Origin of the sequence: Pseudomonas zeae (assembly GCF_014268485.2) — a bacterium.
Classification (GTDB): domain Bacteria; phylum Pseudomonadota; class Gammaproteobacteria; order Pseudomonadales; family Pseudomonadaceae; genus Aquipseudomonas; species Aquipseudomonas neuropathica.
The window spans coordinates 5,355,550-5,376,981 of sequence record NZ_CP077090.1 but is presented as its reverse complement, the minus strand read 5'-3'; the positions used below and the strand labels follow the sequence as shown (position 1 = coordinate 5,376,981).

Annotated in this window: 19 protein-coding genes; 6 read left to right on the top strand and 13 right to left on the bottom strand. The window is 60.0% G+C overall.

Annotation, left to right across the window (positions count from 1 at the left end; translation table 11 throughout):
• Positions 1–6: 6 nt before the first annotated feature.
• The 9 genes from HU754_RS23700 to HU754_RS23660 all read right to left on the bottom strand — a co-directional run bounded on the left by HU754_RS23700 (position 7) and on the right by HU754_RS23660 (position 11,013).
• Complete coding sequence (locus HU754_RS23700; RefSeq protein ID WP_186622845.1) at positions 7–1,155, bottom strand: efflux RND transporter periplasmic adaptor subunit; 1,149 nt, start codon at positions 1,153–1,155, stop codon at positions 7–9.
• 180 nt (positions 1,156–1,335) lie between these two features.
• A complete protein-coding gene (locus HU754_RS23695; protein ID WP_095048271.1) occupies positions 1,336–2,436 on the bottom strand; it encodes a DUF1513 domain-containing protein in 1,101 nt (366 codons plus the stop codon).
• A gap of 14 nt (positions 2,437–2,450) precedes the next feature.
• Complete coding sequence (locus tag HU754_RS23690) at positions 2,451–3,515, bottom strand: imelysin family protein (RefSeq protein WP_038366849.1); 1,065 nt, start codon at positions 3,513–3,515, stop codon at positions 2,451–2,453.
• A 26-nt stretch (positions 3,516–3,541) separates the two neighbouring features.
• Complete coding sequence (locus HU754_RS23685; protein WP_186622843.1) at positions 3,542–4,969, bottom strand: di-heme oxidoreductase family protein; 1,428 nt, start codon at positions 4,967–4,969, stop codon at positions 3,542–3,544.
• Between the two features lie 319 nt (positions 4,970–5,288).
• A complete protein-coding gene (locus tag HU754_RS23680; RefSeq protein ID WP_095125863.1) occupies positions 5,289–6,635 on the bottom strand; it encodes an imelysin family protein in 1,347 nt (448 codons plus the stop codon).
• Between the two features lie 211 nt (positions 6,636–6,846).
• On the bottom strand, positions 6,847–8,898 hold the full coding sequence (locus HU754_RS23675; protein WP_093430550.1) for a putative bifunctional diguanylate cyclase/phosphodiesterase: 2,052 nt from the start codon (positions 8,896–8,898) through the stop codon (positions 6,847–6,849).
• A gap of 332 nt (positions 8,899–9,230) precedes the next feature.
• On the bottom strand, positions 9,231–9,827 hold the full coding sequence (locus tag HU754_RS23670) for a superoxide dismutase (RefSeq protein ID WP_007918933.1): 597 nt from the start codon (positions 9,825–9,827) through the stop codon (positions 9,231–9,233).
• Between the two features lie 176 nt (positions 9,828–10,003).
• Positions 10,004–10,606, bottom strand: a complete 603-nt coding sequence (locus tag HU754_RS23665; RefSeq protein WP_093430549.1) for a LysE/ArgO family amino acid transporter — start codon at positions 10,604–10,606, stop codon at positions 10,004–10,006.
• A 5-nt stretch (positions 10,607–10,611) separates the two neighbouring features.
• On the bottom strand, positions 10,612–11,013 hold the full coding sequence (locus HU754_RS23660; RefSeq protein ID WP_186622841.1) for an ACT domain-containing protein: 402 nt from the start codon (positions 11,011–11,013) through the stop codon (positions 10,612–10,614).
• Between the two features lie 96 nt (positions 11,014–11,109).
• On the opposite strand from HU754_RS23660, the gene HU754_RS23655 reads away from it, so the two are divergent.
• From HU754_RS23655 to HU754_RS23640, 4 genes are all read left to right on the top strand, one after another.
• Entirely contained in the window at positions 11,110–12,003 is an 894-nt protein-coding gene (locus tag HU754_RS23655; RefSeq protein ID WP_186622839.1) for a LysR family transcriptional regulator ArgP, read from the top strand.
• Between the two features lie 54 nt (positions 12,004–12,057).
• A complete protein-coding gene (locus HU754_RS23650; protein WP_102901065.1) occupies positions 12,058–13,050 on the top strand; it encodes an NAD-dependent epimerase/dehydratase family protein in 993 nt (330 codons plus the stop codon).
• Positions 13,051–13,166: 116 nt separating this feature from the next.
• Positions 13,167–14,018, top strand: a complete 852-nt coding sequence (locus HU754_RS23645; protein WP_116255103.1) for an ATPase — start codon at positions 13,167–13,169, stop codon at positions 14,016–14,018.
• 130 nt (positions 14,019–14,148) lie between these two features.
• Positions 14,149–14,997 (top strand): cache domain-containing protein, encoded by an 849-nt coding sequence (locus HU754_RS23640; RefSeq protein WP_099757038.1) that lies wholly within the window; start codon positions 14,149–14,151, stop codon positions 14,995–14,997.
• Positions 14,998–15,122: 125 nt separating this feature from the next.
• Here the strand turns inward: HU754_RS23640 and HU754_RS23635 are convergent, their stop codons facing one another.
• Together HU754_RS23635 and pobA are read right to left on the bottom strand one after the other, a co-directional pair.
• A complete protein-coding gene (locus HU754_RS23635) occupies positions 15,123–16,640 on the bottom strand; it encodes an MDR family MFS transporter (RefSeq protein ID WP_186622837.1) in 1,518 nt (505 codons plus the stop codon).
• Positions 16,641–16,719: 79 nt separating this feature from the next.
• The gene (gene pobA / locus HU754_RS23630) at positions 16,720–17,913 is read right to left on the bottom strand and encodes a 4-hydroxybenzoate 3-monooxygenase (protein WP_186622835.1); all 1,194 of its coding nucleotides are present in this window, start codon (positions 17,911–17,913) and stop codon (positions 16,720–16,722) included.
• A gap of 177 nt (positions 17,914–18,090) precedes the next feature.
• On the opposite strand from pobA, the gene HU754_RS23625 reads away from it, so the two are divergent.
• The gene (locus HU754_RS23625; protein WP_186622833.1) at positions 18,091–18,975 is read left to right on the top strand and encodes a helix-turn-helix domain-containing protein; all 885 of its coding nucleotides are present in this window, start codon (positions 18,091–18,093) and stop codon (positions 18,973–18,975) included.
• A 118-nt stretch (positions 18,976–19,093) separates the two neighbouring features.
• Here the strand turns inward: HU754_RS23625 and HU754_RS23620 are convergent, their stop codons facing one another.
• Together HU754_RS23620 and HU754_RS23615 are read right to left on the bottom strand one after the other, a co-directional pair.
• Positions 19,094–19,270 carry a hypothetical protein gene (locus tag HU754_RS23620; RefSeq protein ID WP_007912636.1) on the bottom strand — a complete coding sequence of 59 codons (177 nt, stop codon included), beginning with the start codon at positions 19,268–19,270 and terminating at the stop codon, positions 19,094–19,096.
• 221 nt (positions 19,271–19,491) lie between these two features.
• The gene (locus HU754_RS23615) at positions 19,492–20,397 is read right to left on the bottom strand and encodes a LysR family transcriptional regulator (RefSeq protein ID WP_202894554.1); all 906 of its coding nucleotides are present in this window, start codon (positions 20,395–20,397) and stop codon (positions 19,492–19,494) included.
• Between the two features lie 114 nt (positions 20,398–20,511).
• Here HU754_RS23615 and HU754_RS23610 point away from each other — a divergent pair, with 114 nt between their 5' ends.
• Positions 20,512–21,390, top strand: coding sequence for an MBL fold metallo-hydrolase (locus tag HU754_RS23610; RefSeq protein WP_186622831.1), 879 nt, complete (start codon positions 20,512–20,514; stop codon positions 21,388–21,390).
• The last annotated feature ends 42 nt before the right edge of the window (positions 21,391–21,432 follow it).

Genomic DNA, 21,432 nt, shown 5'->3' with positions numbered 1-21,432 from the left:
CCTTGATCAGTCGGCGCGCGGCGAACTGTTCTGCTCGCCGAGGGTCTTGTCGTCGCTGATGGCAATGTGGGCACCGTTGTCCAGTTTGATCTGGCCAGCCGTCACCACTTGTTCGCCACTTTGCACGCCCTTTTTGATCATCACCAGGCCATCGCGGCGCTCACCGGTTTCGATGAAGCGGCGTTCGGCGATCAGCACCGGTTGGCCCTTGTCGTCCTTTTCGACGCTGCCGTCTTCGGCCTTCTTTTGCCCGACCACGTAGATCGAGTTGCCGTAGAGGGTGTAGGTGATCGCGCTCTCCGGCACGACAATGTGCTTCTGTGGATCCGGCAGCAATACCTCGAGGCTGGCGAACATGCCCGGCAGCAATTTGCCGTCGGGGTTGGCCAGCGTGGCGCGAACCAGAATGTTGCGCGTAGTGCTTTCGACGATCGGGTTGATCGCGCTGATCTTGCCGGCGAAGTTTTGCTTGGGATAGGCGGCGACTGCAATCTGCACCGGCTGACCGATGGCCAGTTTCGGCACCGATTGTTCGGGCAGGTAGAAGTCGGCGTAGAGGCTGCTCAGATCTTGCAGCGTGGCGATTTTGGTGCCGCTGGCGAGGTAGTCGCCGACGTCGACCTGACGGATGCCGATGGTGCCGCTGAACGGTGCGAGGATGCGTTTTTTCGCCAGCGAAGCGTTGAGCTGATTGACCGTGGCTTTATTTTTCTGCAGTACAGCGGAGAGCCGGTCGTACTCGCCTTTGGAGATTGCGCGGCTATCGACCAGTTGCGCGCCACGGCCGAAGTCCAGTTGCGCCAGCCCGAGATCAGCCTTGGCGGTTTCCAGCAGGGCAGTTTCGACGCCACTGTCGAGTTGCAGCAAGGGTTGCCCGGCCTTGACCTTCTGTCCGGACTCGAACTTGAGTTCGGTGACGGTGCCGGCCACTTCCAGGCTCAGCTCGACACCTTGCAGCGCCTTGAGAGAGCCGACGGTGGGCAAACGCATCTGCCACGGCTGCTCGGTGGCATTGGCCACGGCAACGCTGATCGGCGGTTTCGGCTTGGAAAAGCCCTGGATCATTGTGTAGATCGAAAAGGCTTTGTATCCGCCCAGCACCAGGACGATCAACAAAACAACACCCAACATGATCAGCATGCGGCGACGCAGCATATTTCCAGTTCCTTGGATAAATCAGGTGAGACAGGCGGGCACATTACTCCGAGTACAGGGGGGATTCCAACTGGCAGTTCTTACAGGGGGGCGCAAAAAGACCGGAGCCTGCGGCAGTTCCTGCAGAGGAGTGCATTCCAATGCAGGAGCTGCCGCAGGCTGCGATCTTTTAAGGCAGTTTTACGCCATCAAGTGCAGATGGTTGTCCCAGAGCCCCGCCGGTAATTCCAGTGGCTTGGCCAGCAGCTCATCCTGACGGCAATCGTAGTAACGGCAACGTCCTTGCCCGGAGGTCACGACAAAACCGTCCTTCACCGCACCCACACCCGCGCAATCGGGCAACGGCGCGTCGAGGCGCACCTCGCCACTGTCCAGATCCCAGATAAAGAAGCGGTTGCCACGCGGCGCCGTCAGCGCAACCAGGCGCAAGTCGCTGTGCACCGCAACACTGGCGGTGTAATGCCCCATCGACTGCAACTGATGCTCCGGCACCGGGAACGCCACGAACGGCTGCCCCGGACGCTTGATCGCCAGCAACTCCGAACGCTCATGCGAGGCGCCCATGAACTGCTGACCGGCGACGATGGTGCCGTCGCTGGCGATGCCCAGATGGCGCACGCTGTTCATCTGCTGGGCGAGGGTTTCCTTGCTCAGCAAAGTGCCGTCACGTTGCATCAAGACCAGACTTGGCTCCATGGCGTTGAGGTTCATGTCGACGCGGCTTTCTGCCTCGGTACGAATCCCGCCATTGGCCACCACCAGCGTCTCGCCGTCAGGCATCCACGACACCTGATGCGGACCGAGACCGTGGGTGGAAATCTCGCCCGTGTGCACCAGTCGCTCGCCTTCGAACTTGTAGACGCCGAGCAGGCCACGGCCAGGATCGGTGGTGTCGTTCTCGGTGGCGTACAGGTATTCGCCGTCCTTGTGCACCACGGCGTGGCCGTAGAAGTGCCGGTTCGGCTGCGAGGTCACGGTCTGCAGCAACTTACCGTCGCGCAGGTCGATCAGGTAACTCTCGGTGCCCGGACGCCGCGCGACGAACAGTGCAATCGGCTGCGTCGGATGGTTGATGATGTCGTGGCAACGCTGCCCGACTTCGGTGGCGAACACCCGCGTGCCATCCAGCCGATAGCCGACGGCGTAGTGCTTGCCGTCGGTGTCGTCGCGCGCCGACAGCAACAGCGGGCTCTGATCCTTGCGTTTGAACAGCGTCCAGCCGCCCAGCGTCACTGCTCCCAGCAGTGCACTACCTAAAGTCAGAACCTGACGTCGCAGCATGGCACTTGCCCTCATCAGTCACCGTCGTTGGCGTTGAAGCCCAGTTGGATGCCCAGCGCCTTGGCCAGTTCGCCTTCGTGCAGGCGATGGACCACGTTGAGGCTGTCGTAGATGTCGTTCAGTTGCTGACGACCGGCGTCGTCTTCGAGCATTTCGCCGAGCGAACGCTGAGTGCTGTCGAACAGTTTCAGCGAAGCGGCGTAGGCAGCGTCGATCTTGTCCGCCAGTGGCTTCTGCTCAGCCGGCAACAGACCGCGCAGGCCTTTGTTGTCGACACCTTCCCAGACGGTTTTGGCAGCGGCGAGGCTGGCCTCCAGTGCGGTCAGCGAGGACTGGCTGCGCCAGGCATCGGCTTGGAACGGTTGAGGCACGCCTTTGCTCTGACGGCCCATTGGCGTGCCGAGTTTTTTCTTCAGAGTGTCCAGTGCAGTGACTTGCACACGCAGCAGATCGGCGATCGCTTCGTGGGAGTCGGCGTAGCGCTGGTTGGGGAACTTGGTCATCTGCGCGAGCATGCCGTCAGTGTTGTTCCAGCCCTGCAGAATCTCTTCGGCCAGTTGCTTCTGTCGTTCGCCAATGGCGATCAGCAGTGGGCAGTACTTGGCTTTCTGCTCGGCGTTGGCCACGTCAGGCTTGGCGTCGAACAGGATGTACTCGTACGCCGACAGACCTTGAACGACTACGCTCGATTTGGCCAGGGCGGCGGCGTCGATCTGCGGCTGCGCGACGACCAGTTGCTCGACCTGACGGCCGACGAGGTTCTTCTTGTCCGGCCAGAACTGTACTTGCCACGAACGGTTGCCCTCAGCCAACGGGCCGATCAGCAGCGGTTGCAGCTCGGCCCAGGCTTTCTGCGCGTGCAGGAAATCGGCGCGGGCGGTTTCCAGGGTTTCCTTGCCCTGGCAATAGGCGAGGGCGCTGACCGCCAGTTGCTTGTCGGCCTCGACCCAACGGGTGTAGGTCGGCAGGATCACCGATTTGGCGATGGCCGCCGACGTGACCGCTTGCGGATCCTGCGGCGAGCAGGCACCGAGGGCGAGCGCGGCAAGGCTGGTGAACAGTAGCTTGGGACGGAACATGTCGGGCTCCCGATTCTTTTCAGTGTTTAAAGTGAGTTCAAAAACGCCAGCAGCGCGGCACGCTGCTCGGCATTGAAAGACAAAACCTGTTGCTGCGCGGCTTGCGCTTCGCCGCCATGCCAAAGCACCGCTTCGAGCAGATTGCGCGCGCGACCGTCATGCAAAAACTGTGTGTGGCCGCTGACGGCTTGCGTCAGGCCGATCCCCCACAACGGCGGCGTGCGCCAGTCGCGGCCAGAGGCCTGGAATTCCGTACGGTTGTCGGCCAGGCCGTCGCCCATGTCATGCAGCAACAGATCGCTGTACGGACGAATCACTTGATTGGCCAGTTCAGGTTCGGCCGCGTTGGCGACGGTGGTGTATTTCGGCGTGTGGCACGAATCGCAACCGGCCTGGAAAAACAGGCTCTTGCCGGCCAGCACTTGTGCATCGTTGACGCCACGACGTGCCGGCACAGCGAGGTTACGGCTGTAGAACAGCACCAGACGCAGAATGTTATCGCTGACTTCCGGCTCGCCGTCCGGGCCATTGCCGTTCGGTGCCTGTTTGCAGGCAGTTTGCGCCTCGGTGCAGTCATCGAATGGGCGCAGGCTGGTGGTGAGGCCCATGTCACCGGAAAACGCGTGGACGTTCTGTTGATTGAGGTTCGGTTGCCCGGCTTTCCAGCCGAATCTGCCCATGACGGTCTTCTGCAACGCATCATCCCAGACCTGATTGGGACGGCCATTGATGCCTTTGTTGTCTTTGGCTTGCGCGGCGGCGTTGGCCAGAATCGCTTCTTCGGGGATTGCTTCGAGCAGGCCCAGACCAATCATCGGCGGGGCAACGCGGGCCGAGAAACGCGTGTCCGGGTGCATCGGGCCGTAGCCCAGTTGGGTGATCTGCAACACTGGCTTGCGCAATTCGACTTCGGTGCCGTCCTTGAAACGCACGGGCACTGGCGTGTAATCGACGCGCACTTTGCCTTCCGGGGCGACGCCGGGCACGGCCATGTCCTGGAACTGGCCGCCGTAGACCGGCTCAGGCACTACGCCAGCCTGCTCGATGAGCCGGGCATATTCCGGCGCGTCGGGGATCGACAGCCTGACCAGCATCGACACCGCGTTGGCCGCATCCGGCGTCGGTGGGTGGCCGCGACCGTCCTTGATGTGGCAGTTCTGGCAGGCGTTGGTGTTGAACAACGGGCCGAGGCCATCGCGCGCCGTGGTGGTCGACGGTGCGATCACCCATGGGCTGCGGAAGAAACTGTTGCCGACACTGAAATCCACTCGCCGTGACGGTGGCAGGTTGGCCGAGGGCAGGGAGAATGCGTTCTGATCGGTCTTGCGCACGGTCGCTGCACCGCCCGAACGTGCTTCACCCGGCTCAGCCTTGGTGAAACGCGGGGCGTCATCGCAGGCACTCAGGCCCAGGGCCAGCAACAGTGCGGACAAGCGAAGAGGCAGCGAGGGCATCAGACATCCTGCGGACGGGCGAAAATAAAGGCGCAAAGTCTAACAGGGCGAAGGAGTTTGAATAAGAGGAATTATCGTTTGCTTGATATCGCGCAAGCCTTGAACACCATGGAAACCCTGTGGGAGCGAGCCTGCTCGCGAAAGCGGTGTCCGACGCGCTGAAAATGTGGCGGCCGATACAGCCTTCGCGAGCAGGCTCGCTCCCACAGGGATGGGTGGTGTACCTGATATCGAACACACCATGGAGCAGGGTTTTGTGTAGGGCAGATATGAAAAAGGCGACCCGAAGGTCGCCTTTTTTTGACGCAGACGCAGTTGATCAGAACTCGTGATCAGCGTTGTCCGGGTTCAGGTCGCTGATGCCCAGTTTGCCGGCAGCGGCTTCGATCGAACCGGTCTGCTTGACCAGCGAGGCGATGGCGTCGCGAACGATCTGGTTGCCCGCAGTGTTGCCGGCAGCGATCAGTTGGTCGTAGTGCTCACCCTTGTTGGCGTGATCGACCATGACCTGGATCTTCGCTTCGGTAGCGGCCAGATCGGCTTTCAGTGCGGTGTCGGCAGCCGGGTCGGCCTTGGCCACCAGCGACGACAGGCTGGCGCCGGTCATTTTGGTGCCGTCAACACGGGTGTACTCGCCCAGGTAGACGTTACGAATGCCTTTGGCATCGTAGAAGTGCGAGTTGTGGGTGTTGTCGCTGAAGCAATCCTGCTCGTCTTCAGGGGAGTTGGCTTCGAGGGAAACCTTCATACGTTCGCCCGCCAGTTCACCCAGGGACAGGCTGCCCATGCCGAAGAGCATTTTGCGCAGACCGGTTTCGCCCGGCTCGGCTTCCAGGGTGGCACGGTAGTTGTCAGCCACGTTCGGCTTCCAGTTGCCGACCATTTCTTCCAGGTCGCTGACCAGCAGTTGGGTCACGGACTTCAGGTAAGCACGACGACGATCGTTGTGACCGCCAGTGGCGCCGGCGCCTTCCAGGTAGTCGGAGGCCGGACGGTTGCCAGCGCCAGGGCCGGTGCCATTGAGGTCCTGGCCCCACAGCAGGAACTCGATCGCGTGGTAGCCGGTGGCGACGTTGGCTTCGGAACCGCCCAGCTCGTTGAGGCTGGCGAGTTTTTCCGGGGTGATGTCTTTGACGTCGACCTTGTCTTCGCCGACCTGAACTTCGGTGTTGGCGATGATGTTGGCGGTGGCGCCCGGGTTACCCAGAGCGTGCTCGTAGGATTTGTCGACGTAGTCGATCAGACCCTCGTCCAGAGGCCAGGCGTTAACCTGACCTTCCCAATCGTCGATGATGGTGTTGCCGAAGCGGAACACTTCGCTCTGCAGGTACGGAACGCGCGCGGCGACCCAGGCAGCCTTGGCGGCTTTCAGGGTGTCGGCGTTCGGCTTGGCGAGGAAGGCGTCGACGGCGGTCTGCAGGGTTTTCGCGGTGGATTCGGCATCGCTGTAAACGGCGAAGACCATGTCGGCGTAGTGCGCGACCACAGCCTTGGCGGCGGCTTCGTCGACTTTACCGGCAGTGGCAGGCGCCGCCGCAGGTGCGGTGGTGCTGGCGGCTGGGGTCGGTGCGGCCGGAGCGGCGGCCTTGTCTTTGCCTTCGCCGCAACCGGCGAGGGAAATAGCGATGGCCAGCAGACTGGCGGTAGCCAGAGGCATACGAATCATGGCGAACATCCTGCTTCGATAGTTGAGTGGACTCGCGCTGGGGGTGCGCAAAACTGCGACATAATGCAAATCTTTCGCATTATGTGTAAAGGGTTGTGGCTGGAAATATTTCTTATTTACGCAGATCAAAAGATCGCAGCCTGCGGCAGCTCCTACAGTGGGAACGCATTCCAAATGTAGGAGCTGCCGCAGGCTGCGATCTTTTGATCTTCTAGAGAATGGCCGCGTTACTGCGTTGCGCCTGTTTGAGATAGGCGCCCAGTTCCCGGGCCGGCAGCGGTTTGCTGTAGTGGTAACCCTGACCTTCGTGGCAGCCTTCGGAGATGATGTAGCTTTCCTGTTCGGCGGTTTCCACGCCCTCGGCAATCACCTGCATGCCCAGGCTCTTGCCCAGTTGAATGATCGCGCGAACGATGGTCGCATCGTCGTCGTCATCGAGCAGGTCCTGAACGAAGCTCTTGTCGATCTTGATCTTGTCCAGCGGCAGGCTTTTCAGATAGCTCAGGGATGAATAGCCGGTGCCGAAGTCATCGATGGCGATCAAAGCGCCAGAGCGGCGCAGGCTGAGCAAGTGCTGGGCGGCGGTGCTGATGTCTTCCATCAGGCCGGTTTCGGTGACCTCCAGTTCCAGACTGCGCGGTGGCAGGCGGTACATCTGCAGCAGGTTGTTGACCACGCGCGGCAATTCGGCGTGGTGCAGTTGCACGGTCGATAGATTCACTGCCATGCGCAGGTCGGCGAAACCCATATCGTGCCATTCGCGCAATTGCTTGCAGGCCTGATCGAGCACCCATTCGCCAATGGCGATGATCGTGCCGTTCTGCTCTGCCAGCGGAATGAACAGGTCCGGCGGCACCAGACCGTGTTCCGGATGCTGCCAGCGAATCAGCGCTTCGACGCCGACCACGCGGTGATCGCGATAGCTGATCTGCGGTTGATAAACCAGATAGAACTGATCGCGCAACAGTGCATCGCGCAAGTCTTTTTCCAGCTCGCGGCGGCGGCGCATCTCGCTGTCGACGCTAGCGATATAGAACTGATAACGGTTGCGCGAGCGGGTCTTGGCCAGGGTCATGGTCTGCTCGGCCTTCTGCAACAGCTTCTCGGTGCTGTCGCCGTCCTCCGGGAACAGGGTGATGCCAATGGTCGCGCGCAGGCGGATTTCCTGATGGTCGAGGGCGAACGGCGCCTCCAGATCATCAAGGATGCTTTGCGCCAGTTCGGCCGCTTCGTAAGGTTGCTCGATATCCGCTTGTACCAGTGCGAACTGGTCGCCGCCGAGGCGGGCGAGGGCGCCGAGGCGGCCGCTGTGGGCGCGCAGACGATCGGCCAGGGCCAACAACAATTGGTCGCCGGTCTGGTAGCTGAATTGCTCGTTGATGCCTTTGAAATCATCCAGCCCCACGCACAACACCGCGACCCGGCGTTGCAGCTTGCCGGCGTCGACCAGAATCTTGTCCAGTTGCTGCTGGAGTTGCTGGCGATTCGGCAGGCCGGTGAGGAAGTCGTACTGGGCCATGCGCAGCAGGCTGTTTTCCGCTTCATGACGCAGATGGGTGTTGCGTTCGATCGATTCAAGCAACTGATTGGCGGTGTTGATCCAGATCCCCAGCTCGTTTTTTTCGTGGCCCTTGAGCTGCGGAATCTTGTGTTCGCTGGGGCGATCGGGGTTGATCTCGGTGAGGTGCTCGATGATCCGCGACAACGGCTTGGTCAGCAGCCAGTGATAGACCAGATACAACACCAGGCCCATGGCCAGTGCGCGCAAAACCCCGGAAATAAAGATGATCACCGAACTGACGATAAAGCCCTCGCCATAGGTGGCGGTGTCGAGGGTGATGCTCAGGTCGCCGTAGTACTCGCTGTACGGACCACGCCCTACCAGTTGCGTGGTGAAGGTGCGTTCCTGGCCGAGAATCAGGTCGGTCAGCCAGCGGCTGTTGGACTGCTGCAATTCGCGGGACTTCTGCGCGAGCATGGCTTCGTTGGGATGGCCGATAGAAGCCTGACGCACGGCATCGTCCTGGAACAGGCCTTCGATCACCTGCATGCCCATTTCCCGGTCGAGGCTGTAAACCGCCTGGGTCGAGGGATCGCGGAACATGTCGAGGATGCGTTCGGCGTCGCCGGCAACGGCCTGGCGGGTTTTGTAAGCATCGAAAACGATCTGTGCGCAGCTCAAGACTACGCCGACGATCAATGCCGACAGGAGCACGACCCGGAGCAACTTCACCGACAAGCTGTTCTTGAGTTCCAGCTTCAAAGGGTTATTCCTTGTTCCGTGCGGGTAGCGTCAAGTTGCCATGAGTATTGGCAATCCCGAGTTTGCAGTCAAAGGGACAATCAGACCGGGGACGATTCGCCCATAGCCTTGGCCGAAATGCTGCTGTCTGGAGTATTAGCCCTAATTTGTACTATGTCGGTAGTTTCGCCCCTCAACTTGAGCGGTTCGCAGCATTTTTTCCTCTTTTTGATGTTAGCCCGCTGTGGCATGGCGGCAAGCAGCGGCAGACAGCTTTAAGCGTGAGAAAAACGCTATTTAAATGCAGGCATAAAAAACCCGGCAAAAGCCGGGTTTTTTGACTGGCGCGCAGCTTAAGCGGTGAAGGTTTTGCCTTCGAACTGCTCAGCAACGAACTTCCAGTTGACCAGGTTCCAGAACGCTTCGACATACTTCGGACGAACGTTGCGGTAGTCGATGTAGTAAGCGTGTTCCCAGACGTCGCAGGTCAGCAGCGGGGTGTCGCCGCTGGTCAGCGGGTTGCCGGCGCCGATGGTGCTGGCCAGAGCCAGGGAACCGTCAGCCTTTTTCACCAGCCAGCCCCAGCCGGAACCGAAGGTGCCGATCGAGGTTTTGCTGAACTCTTCCTTGAACTTGTCGAACGAACCGAAAGCAGCATTGATGGCTTCAGCCAGCGCGCCGGTTGGTTGACCGCCGGCGTTTGGCGCCAGGCAGTTCCAGTAGAAAGTGTGGTTCCAGACCTGAGCGGCGTTGTTGAAGATACCGCCCGAGGAAGTCTTGACGATTTCTTCCAGGGTCTTGCCTTCGAACTCGGTGCCTGGCACCAGGTTGTTCAGGTTCACGACATAGGTGTTGTGGTGCTTGTCGTGGTGGTATTCCAGGGTTTCCTTGGAAATGTGCGGCTGCAGGGCATCGTGTGCGTAAGGCAGCGGCGGCAATTCGAAAGCCATGATGATTCTCCTAATCAGGTCTGTTGCGGTGAGCGCAAGGCCGATCACGGGCGGCCAGAAATGCACCGGCGAGTTTTTACTCTTTGCGGCGCAGGGTTTCGATCATAGCACCGGGGTTGCGCCATAACCACGCAACAACTGTGTGGGATAGAGGTTCCAGAGCGGTTTGGAATAAATCAGCTCGCCAATATCAACTGCCCGGCGACCGTGAACATCATCAGCGCCACCACCAGATCAAGAATCCGCCAGGTACTCGGCCGGGCCAGATATGGCGCCAACCACGCAGCACCCAGTGCCAACGTGAAAAACCACAGCAACGAAGCACTCGCCGCGCCCACTACATAAGCGCCCGGCACCGATTGCTGCGCGCCGAGCGAGCCGATCAGCAACACCGTATCCAGGTAAACGTGCGGGTTGAGCAGCGTCACCGCCAAAGCGCTGAGCATTACCGCACGCAGCGAACGCACGGTCTGATTCTCGCCTTGCCCCATGCTCTGTTTCGAACACGCCCTGCGCAGCGCCTGGCTGCCGTACCAGATCAGAAACGTCGCGCCGCCCCAACGGGCAATCGCCAGCAGCATCGGGTTCTGCGCCAGAATCGTCGCCAGCCCGAATACTCCGGCCGCCACCAGCAGCGCATCGCAAACCACGCACAACGCCGCCACGGGCAGGTGATGTTCACGACGCAGGCTCTGCGCCAATACAAAAGCGTTCTGCGTGCCGATCGCCATGATCAGCCCGAACGCCACCAGCAGGCCGTTCACATAGCTTTGCCACATAACAATTACTCCGCGTTGGCTGCGAGATCGCGCAGCACTTGCATGGCGCGTTCGGCGTCGGCCTGGCCGACGAACAAATGGTCGTGGTAATAGCCGGCAATCACGTTGCAACTGATCCCGGCCTTGCCCAGTGCCGTGGCGAATGCGGCGGTGAGGCCCACGGCTTCCAGGGCCGAGTGCACGTTGAGGGTGATCCACGCGGCGACGTAGTCGAAACTGAAACCGGCCTGTTCAGCTTGGGAGCGTTCGAGAATCACGGTCAGGCCTTCCTGTTCGCGGAAGCTGCCGACGATCTCCAGATCCCTCGGTAACACGCCGTCGGGCAGGGTGCAGAATACGTATTCGCCGGCGTTCAGTTGCGGGCTCATGCTGCGCAACAAGGTTGTGAGTGAGGTTTCGCCAGCCATTGCAGTGATCCTTGATAAAGAGTGCTTGCTGGCTATTCTCCGGGCGAAACCTGTATAAGAAAAACCAATAGTGCTGATCGCTCATTAGGAAAACTGATGTTCGACTACAAATTGCTTTCTGCTCTGGCCGCCGTGGTCGAGCAGGCCGGCTTCGAACGGGCCGCGCAGGTGCTGGGTTTGTCGCAATCGGCGATTTCGCAGCGGATCAAACTGCTCGAAGCGCGGGTCGGCCAGCCGGTGTTGATTCGCGGCACGCCGCCGTCGCCGACCGAGATAGGCCGGCGTCTGCTCAACCATGTGCAGCAGGTGCGTCTGCTCGAGCGTGACCTGCAAACTCTTGTGCCCGCGCTGGACGAGGAGGGGGGGCCGGAACGTTTGCGCATCGCTCTTAATGCCGACAGCCTCGCCACGTGGTGGGCCAAAGCGGTGGGAGATTTTTGCGCCGAACAACATTTGCTGCTCGATCTGATTGTCGAAGACCAGACCGTCGGCCTCAAACGCATGCGCGCCGGTGAAGTGGCCGCGTGCCTCTGCGCCAGTGAACGACCGGTGGCCGGCGCACGTAGTGTGTTGCTCGGGGCGATGCGTTATCGCGCGCTGGCCAGCCCGGCGTTCATCGCACGGCATTTCCCCGACGGCGTGCGCGCCGAGCAACTGCCACGCACCCCGGCGCTGGTGTTCGGCCCGGACGACTTCCTCCAGCATCGTTACCTCGCCTCGTTGGGCGTCGATGGCGGATTCGAACACCATTTATGTCCTTCCTCGGAAGGTTTTATCCGCCTGATCGAAGCCGGACTGGGCTGGGGCCTGGTGCCGGAACTGCAAGTGCGCGATCAATTGCAACGCGGGTTATTGCGTGAACTGCTGCCAGATAAACCGATCGACGTGCCGTTGTACTGGCATCATTGGCGTAATGGCGGTCAGTTGCTGGGCTTGCTGACCGAGCAATTGCTGCGTTCTTCGGCGCAATGGCTAGTGCCGTTGGACTGAGGGCCAGCGTCAAGACACTCGAATCAGGCAAAACGAAAGACATCGGAGCTTTACATGAAAATTCTGGTCACCGGCGCAAGCGGCTTCATTGGCGGACGCTTTGCGCGTTTCGCCCTGGAGCAGGGCCTGGACGTGCGGGTCAACGGTCGCCGGGCCGAGAGCGTCGAACATCTGGTGCGCCGTGGCGCCGAGTTTGTCCCCGGCGACCTGACCGATCCCGATCTGGTCCGCGAGTTGTGTTCCGATGTTGAAGCCGTGGTGCATTGCGCGGGCGCCGTCGGGCTGTGGGGGCGCTATCAGGACTTTCATCAAGGCAACGTGCAGGTCACCGAAAACGTTGTCGAAGCCTGTCTGAAACAGCGCGTCCGCCGTTTGGTGCATCTGTCGTCGCCATCGATCTATTTCGATGGCCGCGATCATTTCAACCTGACGGAAGAGCAAGTACCCAAGCGCTTCAAGCATCACTACGCCGCGACCAAATATCTGGCTGAGCAAAAGGTTTTCGGTGCGCAGGAGTTCGGCCTGGAAACCATTGCCCTGCGCCCGCGTTTCGTCACCGGCGCCGGTGATATGAGCATCTTCCCGCGCCTGCTTAATATGCAGCGCAAGGGCCGCCTGGCGATCATCGGCAATGGCCTGAACAAAGTCGATTTCACCAGCGTGCAGAACCTCAACGAAGCGATGCTCAGCAGTTTGCTGGCCGCCGGTTCCGCGCTGGGCAAGGCCTACAACATCAGCAACGGTGCGCCGGTACCGTTGTGGGATGTGGTCAATTACGTGATGCGCAAGATGGAAGTGCCGCAGGTCACCAAGTACAGATCGTATGGTCTGGCCTACAGCGTCGCGGCGCTCAACGAAGGTGCATGCAAGCTCTGGCCCGGGCGTCCGGAGCCAACCCTGTCGCGGCTCGGCATGCAGGTAATGAAAAAAAATTTCACCCTCGACATCAGCCGCGCCCGGCATTATCTGGACTACGATCCGAAAGTCAGCCTGTGGTCGGCGCTGGATGAGTTCTGCGGCTGGTGGAAAGCTCAGGACATCCGTTGAAACGATTCGGCCGGGCGGCAATGAACCGTGTAGCCGCTTGGGGGTCAATCCCTGCGGCTGCGGCGGTTATACTTCGCAGCATTTAGCCATCACCGCGTTTCACAAAGGTTGCCTCAATGTCCATGCGTAATGATGCCCACGACGATTTCGATGATGTTCCGAGCCTGCGGGCCGACACCTTCGACGACGATGACATTCCGACCACCGCTCGCACCTCCGTGCATTCGCGCACGCCGCCCGTGGTCAAGGTCAAGGCTGCCAGCACCGGCCCGTTGTGGGCGTTGGTCGGCGCACTGTTTTTCGCCTTCGTCGGTCTGGCCTGGTGGAGTTTCCAGCAAATCTCGTTGATGGAGCAGCAACTGGTTGCGACTCAGGAAAGTTTCGCGCGCATCAGTGAAGAAGCGGCGGGGCGCTTGCAGGACATTTCCGGCAAGGTCGTGGCCAGCCAGTCCAACGTCACCAGTGACAGCGAAGCCCTCAAGCTGCAGATCAAACAGCTCGAAGGCAAGCTGCTCGATCAGAGCAAACAGCAGCAAGGCGTCGCGGGGCAGGCCAGTGATCTGGACAAACGACTGGCACAGATGACCGCGCAGACCACTGAACAGCAGAACGCCAATACCCAGTTGCAGGCGCAGGTCAAAGCCTTGACTGCGGAACTGGCGACGGTGAAAAGCACGCCGGCCGACACCAGCAAGGTCGACGCTCAGTTGAAGGCCTTTGACGCTCAGTTCAAAAGCCTCGGTGCCGATATCGCGGCGTTGAAGAAGCAGGGCAACCCGAGCGCGGCGATTGATCGCCTCGAACAGGAAATCGTCGTCCTCAAAAGCGAGCAGGACAACCGCCCGGCAGCCCCGCAAGGCGGCAATACCGCCGAGTTCGACGCTTTCCGCGGGCAGATGACCCGCAACATCAATACCCTTCAGGCGCAGATTCAGAACCTGCAGCAGCAGATCAATTCCCGCCCGTAAGACTTGCTCAACAGTGGTGAGGCTTGCCTCACCACTTAAGCCGCGAAACGTTCAGAAACCCTCTGAATATCCATACATCAGCCCAAGCCGTCTACGCTCTTGAAACACCAACAAGAACGAGGGATGCGCTATGGGGTTTTTGCATAAAGTGGCCTGGCTCAGCGTGATGTTACTGGCCGGTTTCGGCCAGGCCAGCGCCGCCACGACCGCCAAGGATGACAGTCAGGCCGCCATCGCCTTGCTGGAAAAAGCCCTGGCCTATTACCACGACAATGGCGACAAGGCGTTCGCCGCGTTCAGCCGGCAGGGCGAGTTCGTCGACAAGGATCGCTACGTGTTCGTGGTCGACACCAAAGGCGTGATGCTCGCCAGCGGCGGGCCTTCATCAGCGTTGATCGGTCGTGACGTCAGTGAAGTGCTCGGCCCGGATTTGCAGAAAACCTTCAAGGACGCGTTGAAAGTGCCGGAAGGCAACGGCATCCAGCAGGCCGAATACCGTTGGCAGAACTGGTCGGACGGCAAGGTCGAGCGCAAGCATGTGTATTACCAGCGCATCGGTCAGCGGATTCTGGCGGTGGGTTACTACTTGCCGCGAGCCTCGGCCGAGCAGGCCAAAGCACTGCTCGACAAAGCTGCGACTGATTTGGGCAAAGACGAGAAGGCCACGCTGACGGCGATCAACTCGCTCAAGGGTGGCTACTTGCAGGACGACTTGTATGTGTTTGTGGTTGATCTGAACACCCAGCGCTACGTTGCCCACGGCACCAATCTGCGCTTGATCAACACCGACTTCGGCAAGATCAAGGATCCGGATGGCAAACCGGTGGGCGAGCCGATTCTGGCGCTGATCGGCAAGCAGGATGACGGTGAGTATGAATATCGCTGGAAGAACCCGGTGACCGGCAAGGTTGAGGACAAACATGCTTACCTGAAGAAGGCCGGGCATTTCCTTGTAGCCGTCGGTTACTACAGCCCCTGAGTGAAACACCGGCTTCCTGTAGGAGTGAGCCTGCTCGCGATGCGGTGTGTCATTTAGCGATGATGTCAACTGACATACCGCATCGCGAGCAGGCTCACTCCTACAAGGGGTCTGCGTTGTTTGAATTATTTGGCGCCGTGCTCGCGTCCGCGCAGCAGGTTGTTCGGCATCGCAATCGCTGCCGCCAATCCCAGCAACGACACCGCCGCACTTACCCACAGCAAATGCCGGAATGTCACCAGCAATTCCGCGCGCAAGGCGTTCTGCGCATCACCCGGCGCGGCGTTCAGACCATCGAGCAGGACGTTGCCCGAATGCCCTTCGCTCATCAGTGAACTGCTTGCCAGATGGGCGAAGCTGGAGTCCTGTAACAACGCTAGCAACAGCGCCGACATCAACGCCACACCCACTGCGCCGCCGAGGGAGCGAAACAGGTTGGTGGTGCTGGTCGCTACGCCGATGTCGCGTTGCTCTACCGAGTTTTGCGTGCCGACCAGCGAAGTCGGGAATTGCATGCCGCTGGAGATACCGCAGAGCAACATGAACAGACCACTGACCAGCGTCGCCTCGGGTGGGCTGAACGCCATACCGAAGATCGCAACCGGCATCAGCATCGCACCGGTCAGAATCTGCGGTTTGTAGCGTCCGGTAATCGACGTGCGACGCCCGGCGAAAAACGCACCAATCGGCAGCCCCATCGCCAGCGGCAGCAAGTGCAACGCGGCACTGTCGGCCCCGGCCCCGGTAACGCTTTGAAAGCGCAGCGGCATCAGCACGATCAACGAAATCGCCTGGAAACTGGTGAAGAAAATCGTGCACCAGCACAGCAGGGCGTTGCGATTGGCGAACAGGTGCATCGGCAGCAACGGCTCCCGCGCCCGGCGTTCGTGCCAGACAAACAGCGCCAACACCACCACCGCACATGCAAACAGAGCGATCACTTCGCTGCTGCGCCACGAATGACCCTGGCCAACCTGAGTGATGCCCAGCAGCAGGGCAGTGAGGCCGATGATCATCAGCAGCGTGCCGAGGTAATCGATGACCGGTTTGCGCTGGGGAATCGGCAGGCCACGCAGATTGCGCCGCGCCACCCACCAGGCACCGAGGCCCAGCGGCAGGTTGATCAGAAATACCCAGCGCCACGACAGGTACTCGGTCATGTAACCACCGAGTACCGGGCCGGCGACACTGGCCACCGCGTACATGCTGCTGAAGTAACCCTGATAACGCCCGCGTTCACGCGGCGGCACGATGTCACCGATGATCGCCTGACTTACCGAGATCATCCCGCCGGCGCCGATGCCCTGAAGGATCCGCGCCAGCACCAGTTGCTCCATGCTCTGCGCCATGCCGCAAAAGAGTGAGGCGAGGGTGAACAGGCCCATGCCGAACAGCATCAGTTTGCGCCGCCCGTACAAGTCGCCGAGCTTGCCGTAGATCGGCACGGCCACCGTCATCGCGACCATGTACCCGGAAATCACCCAGGCCAGCAGGCTGACGTCCTTGAACTGCGCAGAAATGGCCGGCATCGACACGGCGACAATGGTTTGGTCCAGCGCGCCGAGAAAGATCGCCATCATCAGCGCGACCAGCACGCTGCGAATGGCCGGTTTGGGCGTTTCGGGGTGATTGAGATTGGTCACGGGCAAAACCTGCGGGCAGTGAGAGTCCCGCAGATCATCAGGCGAGCGGGGATGCTCGCCAGTGTAAGTCGGTAGCAGGCTATTCGATAGCCTCATAAGGAAGTCCGACGTAATTTTCTGCAATGGTTTTTCGCCCTGCTTCTGAACTGACAAAGTAGTCCAGTTCCGAAGCGCTGATGCGCTGGCTGAACGCATCGTGGTCATCGAAGCGATGCAGCATCGAGGTCATCCACCAGGAAAAGCGCTCGGCTTTCCACACGCGGCGCAGGCAGATTTCCGAGTATTTCTCCAGCAGATCGGTGCGGTCGTCGCGATAAACCTTCAGCAGAATATTGAACAACGTGCTGACGTCGCTGGCGGCCAGATTCAAACCCTTGGCGCCAGTGGGCGGGACGATATGCGCCGCGTCGCCGACGAGAAACATCCGTCCGTACTGCATCGGCTCGACGACAAAACTGCGCAGCGGCGCGATGCTTTTCTCGATCGAAGGGCCTGTGACCAGTTTCTCCGCGAGCGCCACCGGCAGGCGATTTTTCAACTCATCCCAGAAGCGTTGATCGCTCCAGTCGTCGACGTTTTCATCCGCCGGCACTTGCAGGTAATAGCGGGTGCGGGTGGCCGAACGCATGCTGCACAGAGCGAAGCCACGTTCATGGCGGGCGTAGACCAACTCCTCATGCACCGGCGGCGTGTCGGCCAGAATCCCCAGCCAGCCAAACGGATAAACCCGCTCGAAGACCTTCAGGCTATCGGCCGGAATCGACTGCCGCGCGACCCCGTGGAAACCGTCGCAACCGGCGATGTAATCGCAATCGACGCGAAAGGTTTCGCCGTCCTTTTCGAAGGTAACAAATGCCTCGTCGCTTTTCATGCCGTGAGGAACGACATCCCTCGCCTGGTAAATGGTCGGCGCACCAGCCTCCCGACGAGCGGCCATCAGGTCGCGGGTGACTTCGGTCTGGCCGTAGATCATCACGCTCTTGCCACCGGTCAGCGCGTGCAGATCGATGTGCACCTGACGTCCGTCCAGGGCCAGATCGAAACCGCCATGCACCAGACCTTCGGCGTCCATGCGCTGACTCACGCCAGCCTGACGCAACAGCTCTACCATGCCCTGTTCAAGTACCCCGGCGCGAATGCGTCCGAGCACGTAATCAGGTGTCTGGCGTTCAAGGATGAGGGTGTCGATACCAGCGTTGTGCAGCAACTGGCCGAGGAGCAATCCGGACGGACCGGCGCCGATAATGGCGACTTGGGTTTTCAGCGTTTTCATTGTTTTTATGGCTCGCAAGCTTCACGCGACAAGCGCCGGTGAATATTTTTTATGGATCGAGTGCTTGCATTTTTCCCTTGCGGGTCTGTCAATTGAAGGTGAAAACTGAGCTGATACCTGTACATTCTGCCAATCGGTGCGATTATCGCCCACAACCCCGAGGCCTGGATTGAAGTGATGAACAAGCCTGAGCTGCCTTCGATTCCAGTGTTCAAGCTCTACGGTGAAAGCCTGGACTGGCCGACCCCTGACTTGCTGCACTGTGAAACCATTTCCTCCCGCAGTCGCGAACATGAGTGGGAAATCAAACCCCACCGCCATGCTGATTTGTGCCAGTTGCTCTTCGTCTTCAAAGGTCAGGCAGAGCTTGAGATCGAAGGGCAGCGCACGCAACTCCACACCCCGGCGATTCAAGTGCTGCCACCGTTATCGGTGCACGGCTTTCGCTTTTCCGAAGACGTCGAAGGATTCATCGTTACCCTCGCCACACCGCTGATCAATCACTTGCAGGCGCAACTGGGCGATTCGGTGCACGCACTGGCCAGTGCAGAAAACTACCCGGCAGGCACCGACGGTGATTACCTCAACAGCCTGTTCTCGGCATTGCAGGCCGAATACAACGGTCATCAACCGGCGCGGGAAATGCTCATGCATTCGCTGGTCAGCGTGATCATGGTCTGGGTCAGCCGTCAGGCGATCGTGCGGCACAAAGCCAGTCAGCGGCCGCAACGTCAGCGCGAATACCTCAATGGCTTTATTCAATTGGTCGAGGAAACTTATCGCCAGCATGTGAAGGTTGAAGACCTGGCGCATCGGCTGGGGATTTCGGTATCGCACCTTAACGGCACTTGCCGTGAACTGGCGGGGCAACCGGCGTTGCAGATCATGCACGAGCGTCAGTTGCTGGAAGCCAAGCGCTTGCTGACCTACACCAGCATGACGATTTACGAGATGTCGGAGTTGTTGGGGTTTTCCGATCCGACCAACTTCACGCGCCTGTTTCGGCGCCGGGTGGGGATTTCACCAAAGGCTTTCCGCGACAGCCTGAAGGCCGAACACTGATCCACAGACACCACAACACCCCTGTAGGAGTGAGCCTGCTCGCGATAGCGGTGTGTCATACAATAAAGTTTGACTGACACACCGCTATCGCGAGCAGGCTCACTCCTACAGTTGAATATCAGCGCAATGCGTTCAGAGTGGCATTGTGCGGAATGCAGCGCTCGAAGTTGCAGCTCGCATACTCGCGCGGCAGTTGTCGCAGCTGTTCGACCCGCCAGGCGGCGGTGCCGTACAGCGCCAGCGTGGCGGCGCAGGTGATGAAAATCGCGACATACCTTCTTGTTTTGATGTTCATGGCGTTGACCTCTGAACGACATACCCTGCGGTATTACCTTCAGCATAGGTCAGCGATGGGGAGTTGCCAGCGAGTGTGCTCGAGGATTTAACCGACCATTCAGCACGCTGATGGACGCTTTGTGGGAGCGAGCTTGCTCGCGAAGAGGGCGTGTCAGCCAATGCAGATTTCGAATGAAATTCCCTCTTCGCGAGCAAGCTCGCTCCCACAGTGGATTGGGTTTACAGGCCGATATCCCATTCGGGGTTTTCGGGGAACCTGAGCACCAGAAAATCCAGCATGCTGCGCAGCGCCGCCGGCATGTGTTTGCGTGAGGCGTACACCGCGTAGATGTTCATCTGTCGCGGCTCGGCATGGGGCAGCAGGCGGACCAGTTCGCCGCTGTGAATATGCACCCCGGCCTGATAGGTCGGCAGCATCGCCACCCCCGCGCCAGCCAGTGTCGCGCGCAATAACGTGCTGGCCTCGTTGGCGCTGATATTGCCCTGCACCGGCACTGAAACCGGTTCGCCATCCTCCTCGAAATGCCACAGGCTTTTGCCGAAATACGAGTGCGTCAGGCAATTGTGTCTGCTCAGATCCTCGACCCGTAATGGCGCCGGCTGTTCTCGCAGATAGGCCGGGGCGGCGCAGACAACCGAACGACAAACGGTCAGGCGCCGGGCGATCAGGTTGGGGTCGAGATCGTTACTGGTGCGAATCGCCAGGTCGATGCGCTCATCGACCAGATTCACCGTGCGATCGAGCATTTGCAGATCGATGCTCACACCCGGATAGCGTTTGACGTAGGCGGCCATCGCATCCGCCAGTTGGGCCTGGCCGAACGAAGTGCTGACGCTGATCCGCAATAGCCCGCGCGGGGCATCGTGGGGTTCGCTGACGGCGGCCTGCATGTCGCTCGACAACTCCAGCATCTGCCGGCAGCGCGGCAGAATCTCACTGCCGGCGGCGGTCAGGCTCAACTTGCGCGTGGTGCGGTGCATCAGGCGCGCGCCGACCCAGTCCTCCAGCTCTGCCAGATAACGTGAAACCACCGGCCGCGAAAGGTCCAGATGATCGGCCGCTGCCGACTGGCTGCCCAGGTCCACCACGGTGACAAACACCCGCATTGCTTGGAGACGATCCATGATTTGCCCGCTTTCAGAAACAAACTATGTTCAAGCATCGCATTTTTTGTACTGAGTCAGGCAACTAAGCTCTGTTCCATCGCCAAATACGGCATTCGGACATCGGAGCAACAGATGATCGGCTTCACCACACTCAAACGCGTTCTGCTCGCCACTGCTTCCCTGGGTTTCGCCGCGCATGCAGCGGCTGCCAATCTGACCCTGGATGTCTACAACCCAGGGACAAACGCGATTTTTCCGGTGACCTCGGTGCTGGTCAGCGGTGAGAAAGACGCGATCCTCGTTGATGCGCAATTCGGCAAATCCCAGGCCGAGCAAGTCGTGGAAAAGATCCGCGCCAGCGGCAAGCACCTGACCACCATCTACATCAGCCATGGCGACCCGGATTATTACTTCGGCCTTGATACCCTGACCAAGGCATTCCCGGAGGCCAAGGTATTGGCCTCGCAGCCGACGGTTGATCACATCAACAAAATCGTCGCCGGCAAACTGGCCTTCTGGGGCCCGAAAATGGGCGCCGACGTGCCGGCGAAAACCATCGTGCCGGGCGTGCTCAAGGGTGACAGCCTGATGCTCGAAGGGCAGAAATTGCAGGTCATCGGTCTCGACGGCAAACAACCGGATCGCAGTTTTGTGTGGATCCCGTCGCTCAAAGCCGTGGTCGGTGGTGTGGTTGTCGCCGAGAACATCCACGTATGGATGGCCGATACCCAGAGCGCGCAATCCCACGCCGACTGGCTGGAAACGTTGCACTCGATCGAAACCCTCAAACCGAACACCGTGGTGCCGGGTCACTACCTGGGTGACAGCAGCCGCTCGCTGGCCAGCGTGAAATTCACCGCCGACTACATTAAGGCTTTCGACGCGGAAACCGCCAAGGCCAAAGATTCCGCCGCACTGATCGCCGCGATGAAAAAGCGCTACCCGACACTCGGCGAAGAAAGTTCGCTGGAGCTGAGCGCGAAAGTCGCCAAGGGCGAAATGCAGTGGTAAGCCGATTCTGAAAACGCAGCACTCTCAAGCCAATTGGAGAAT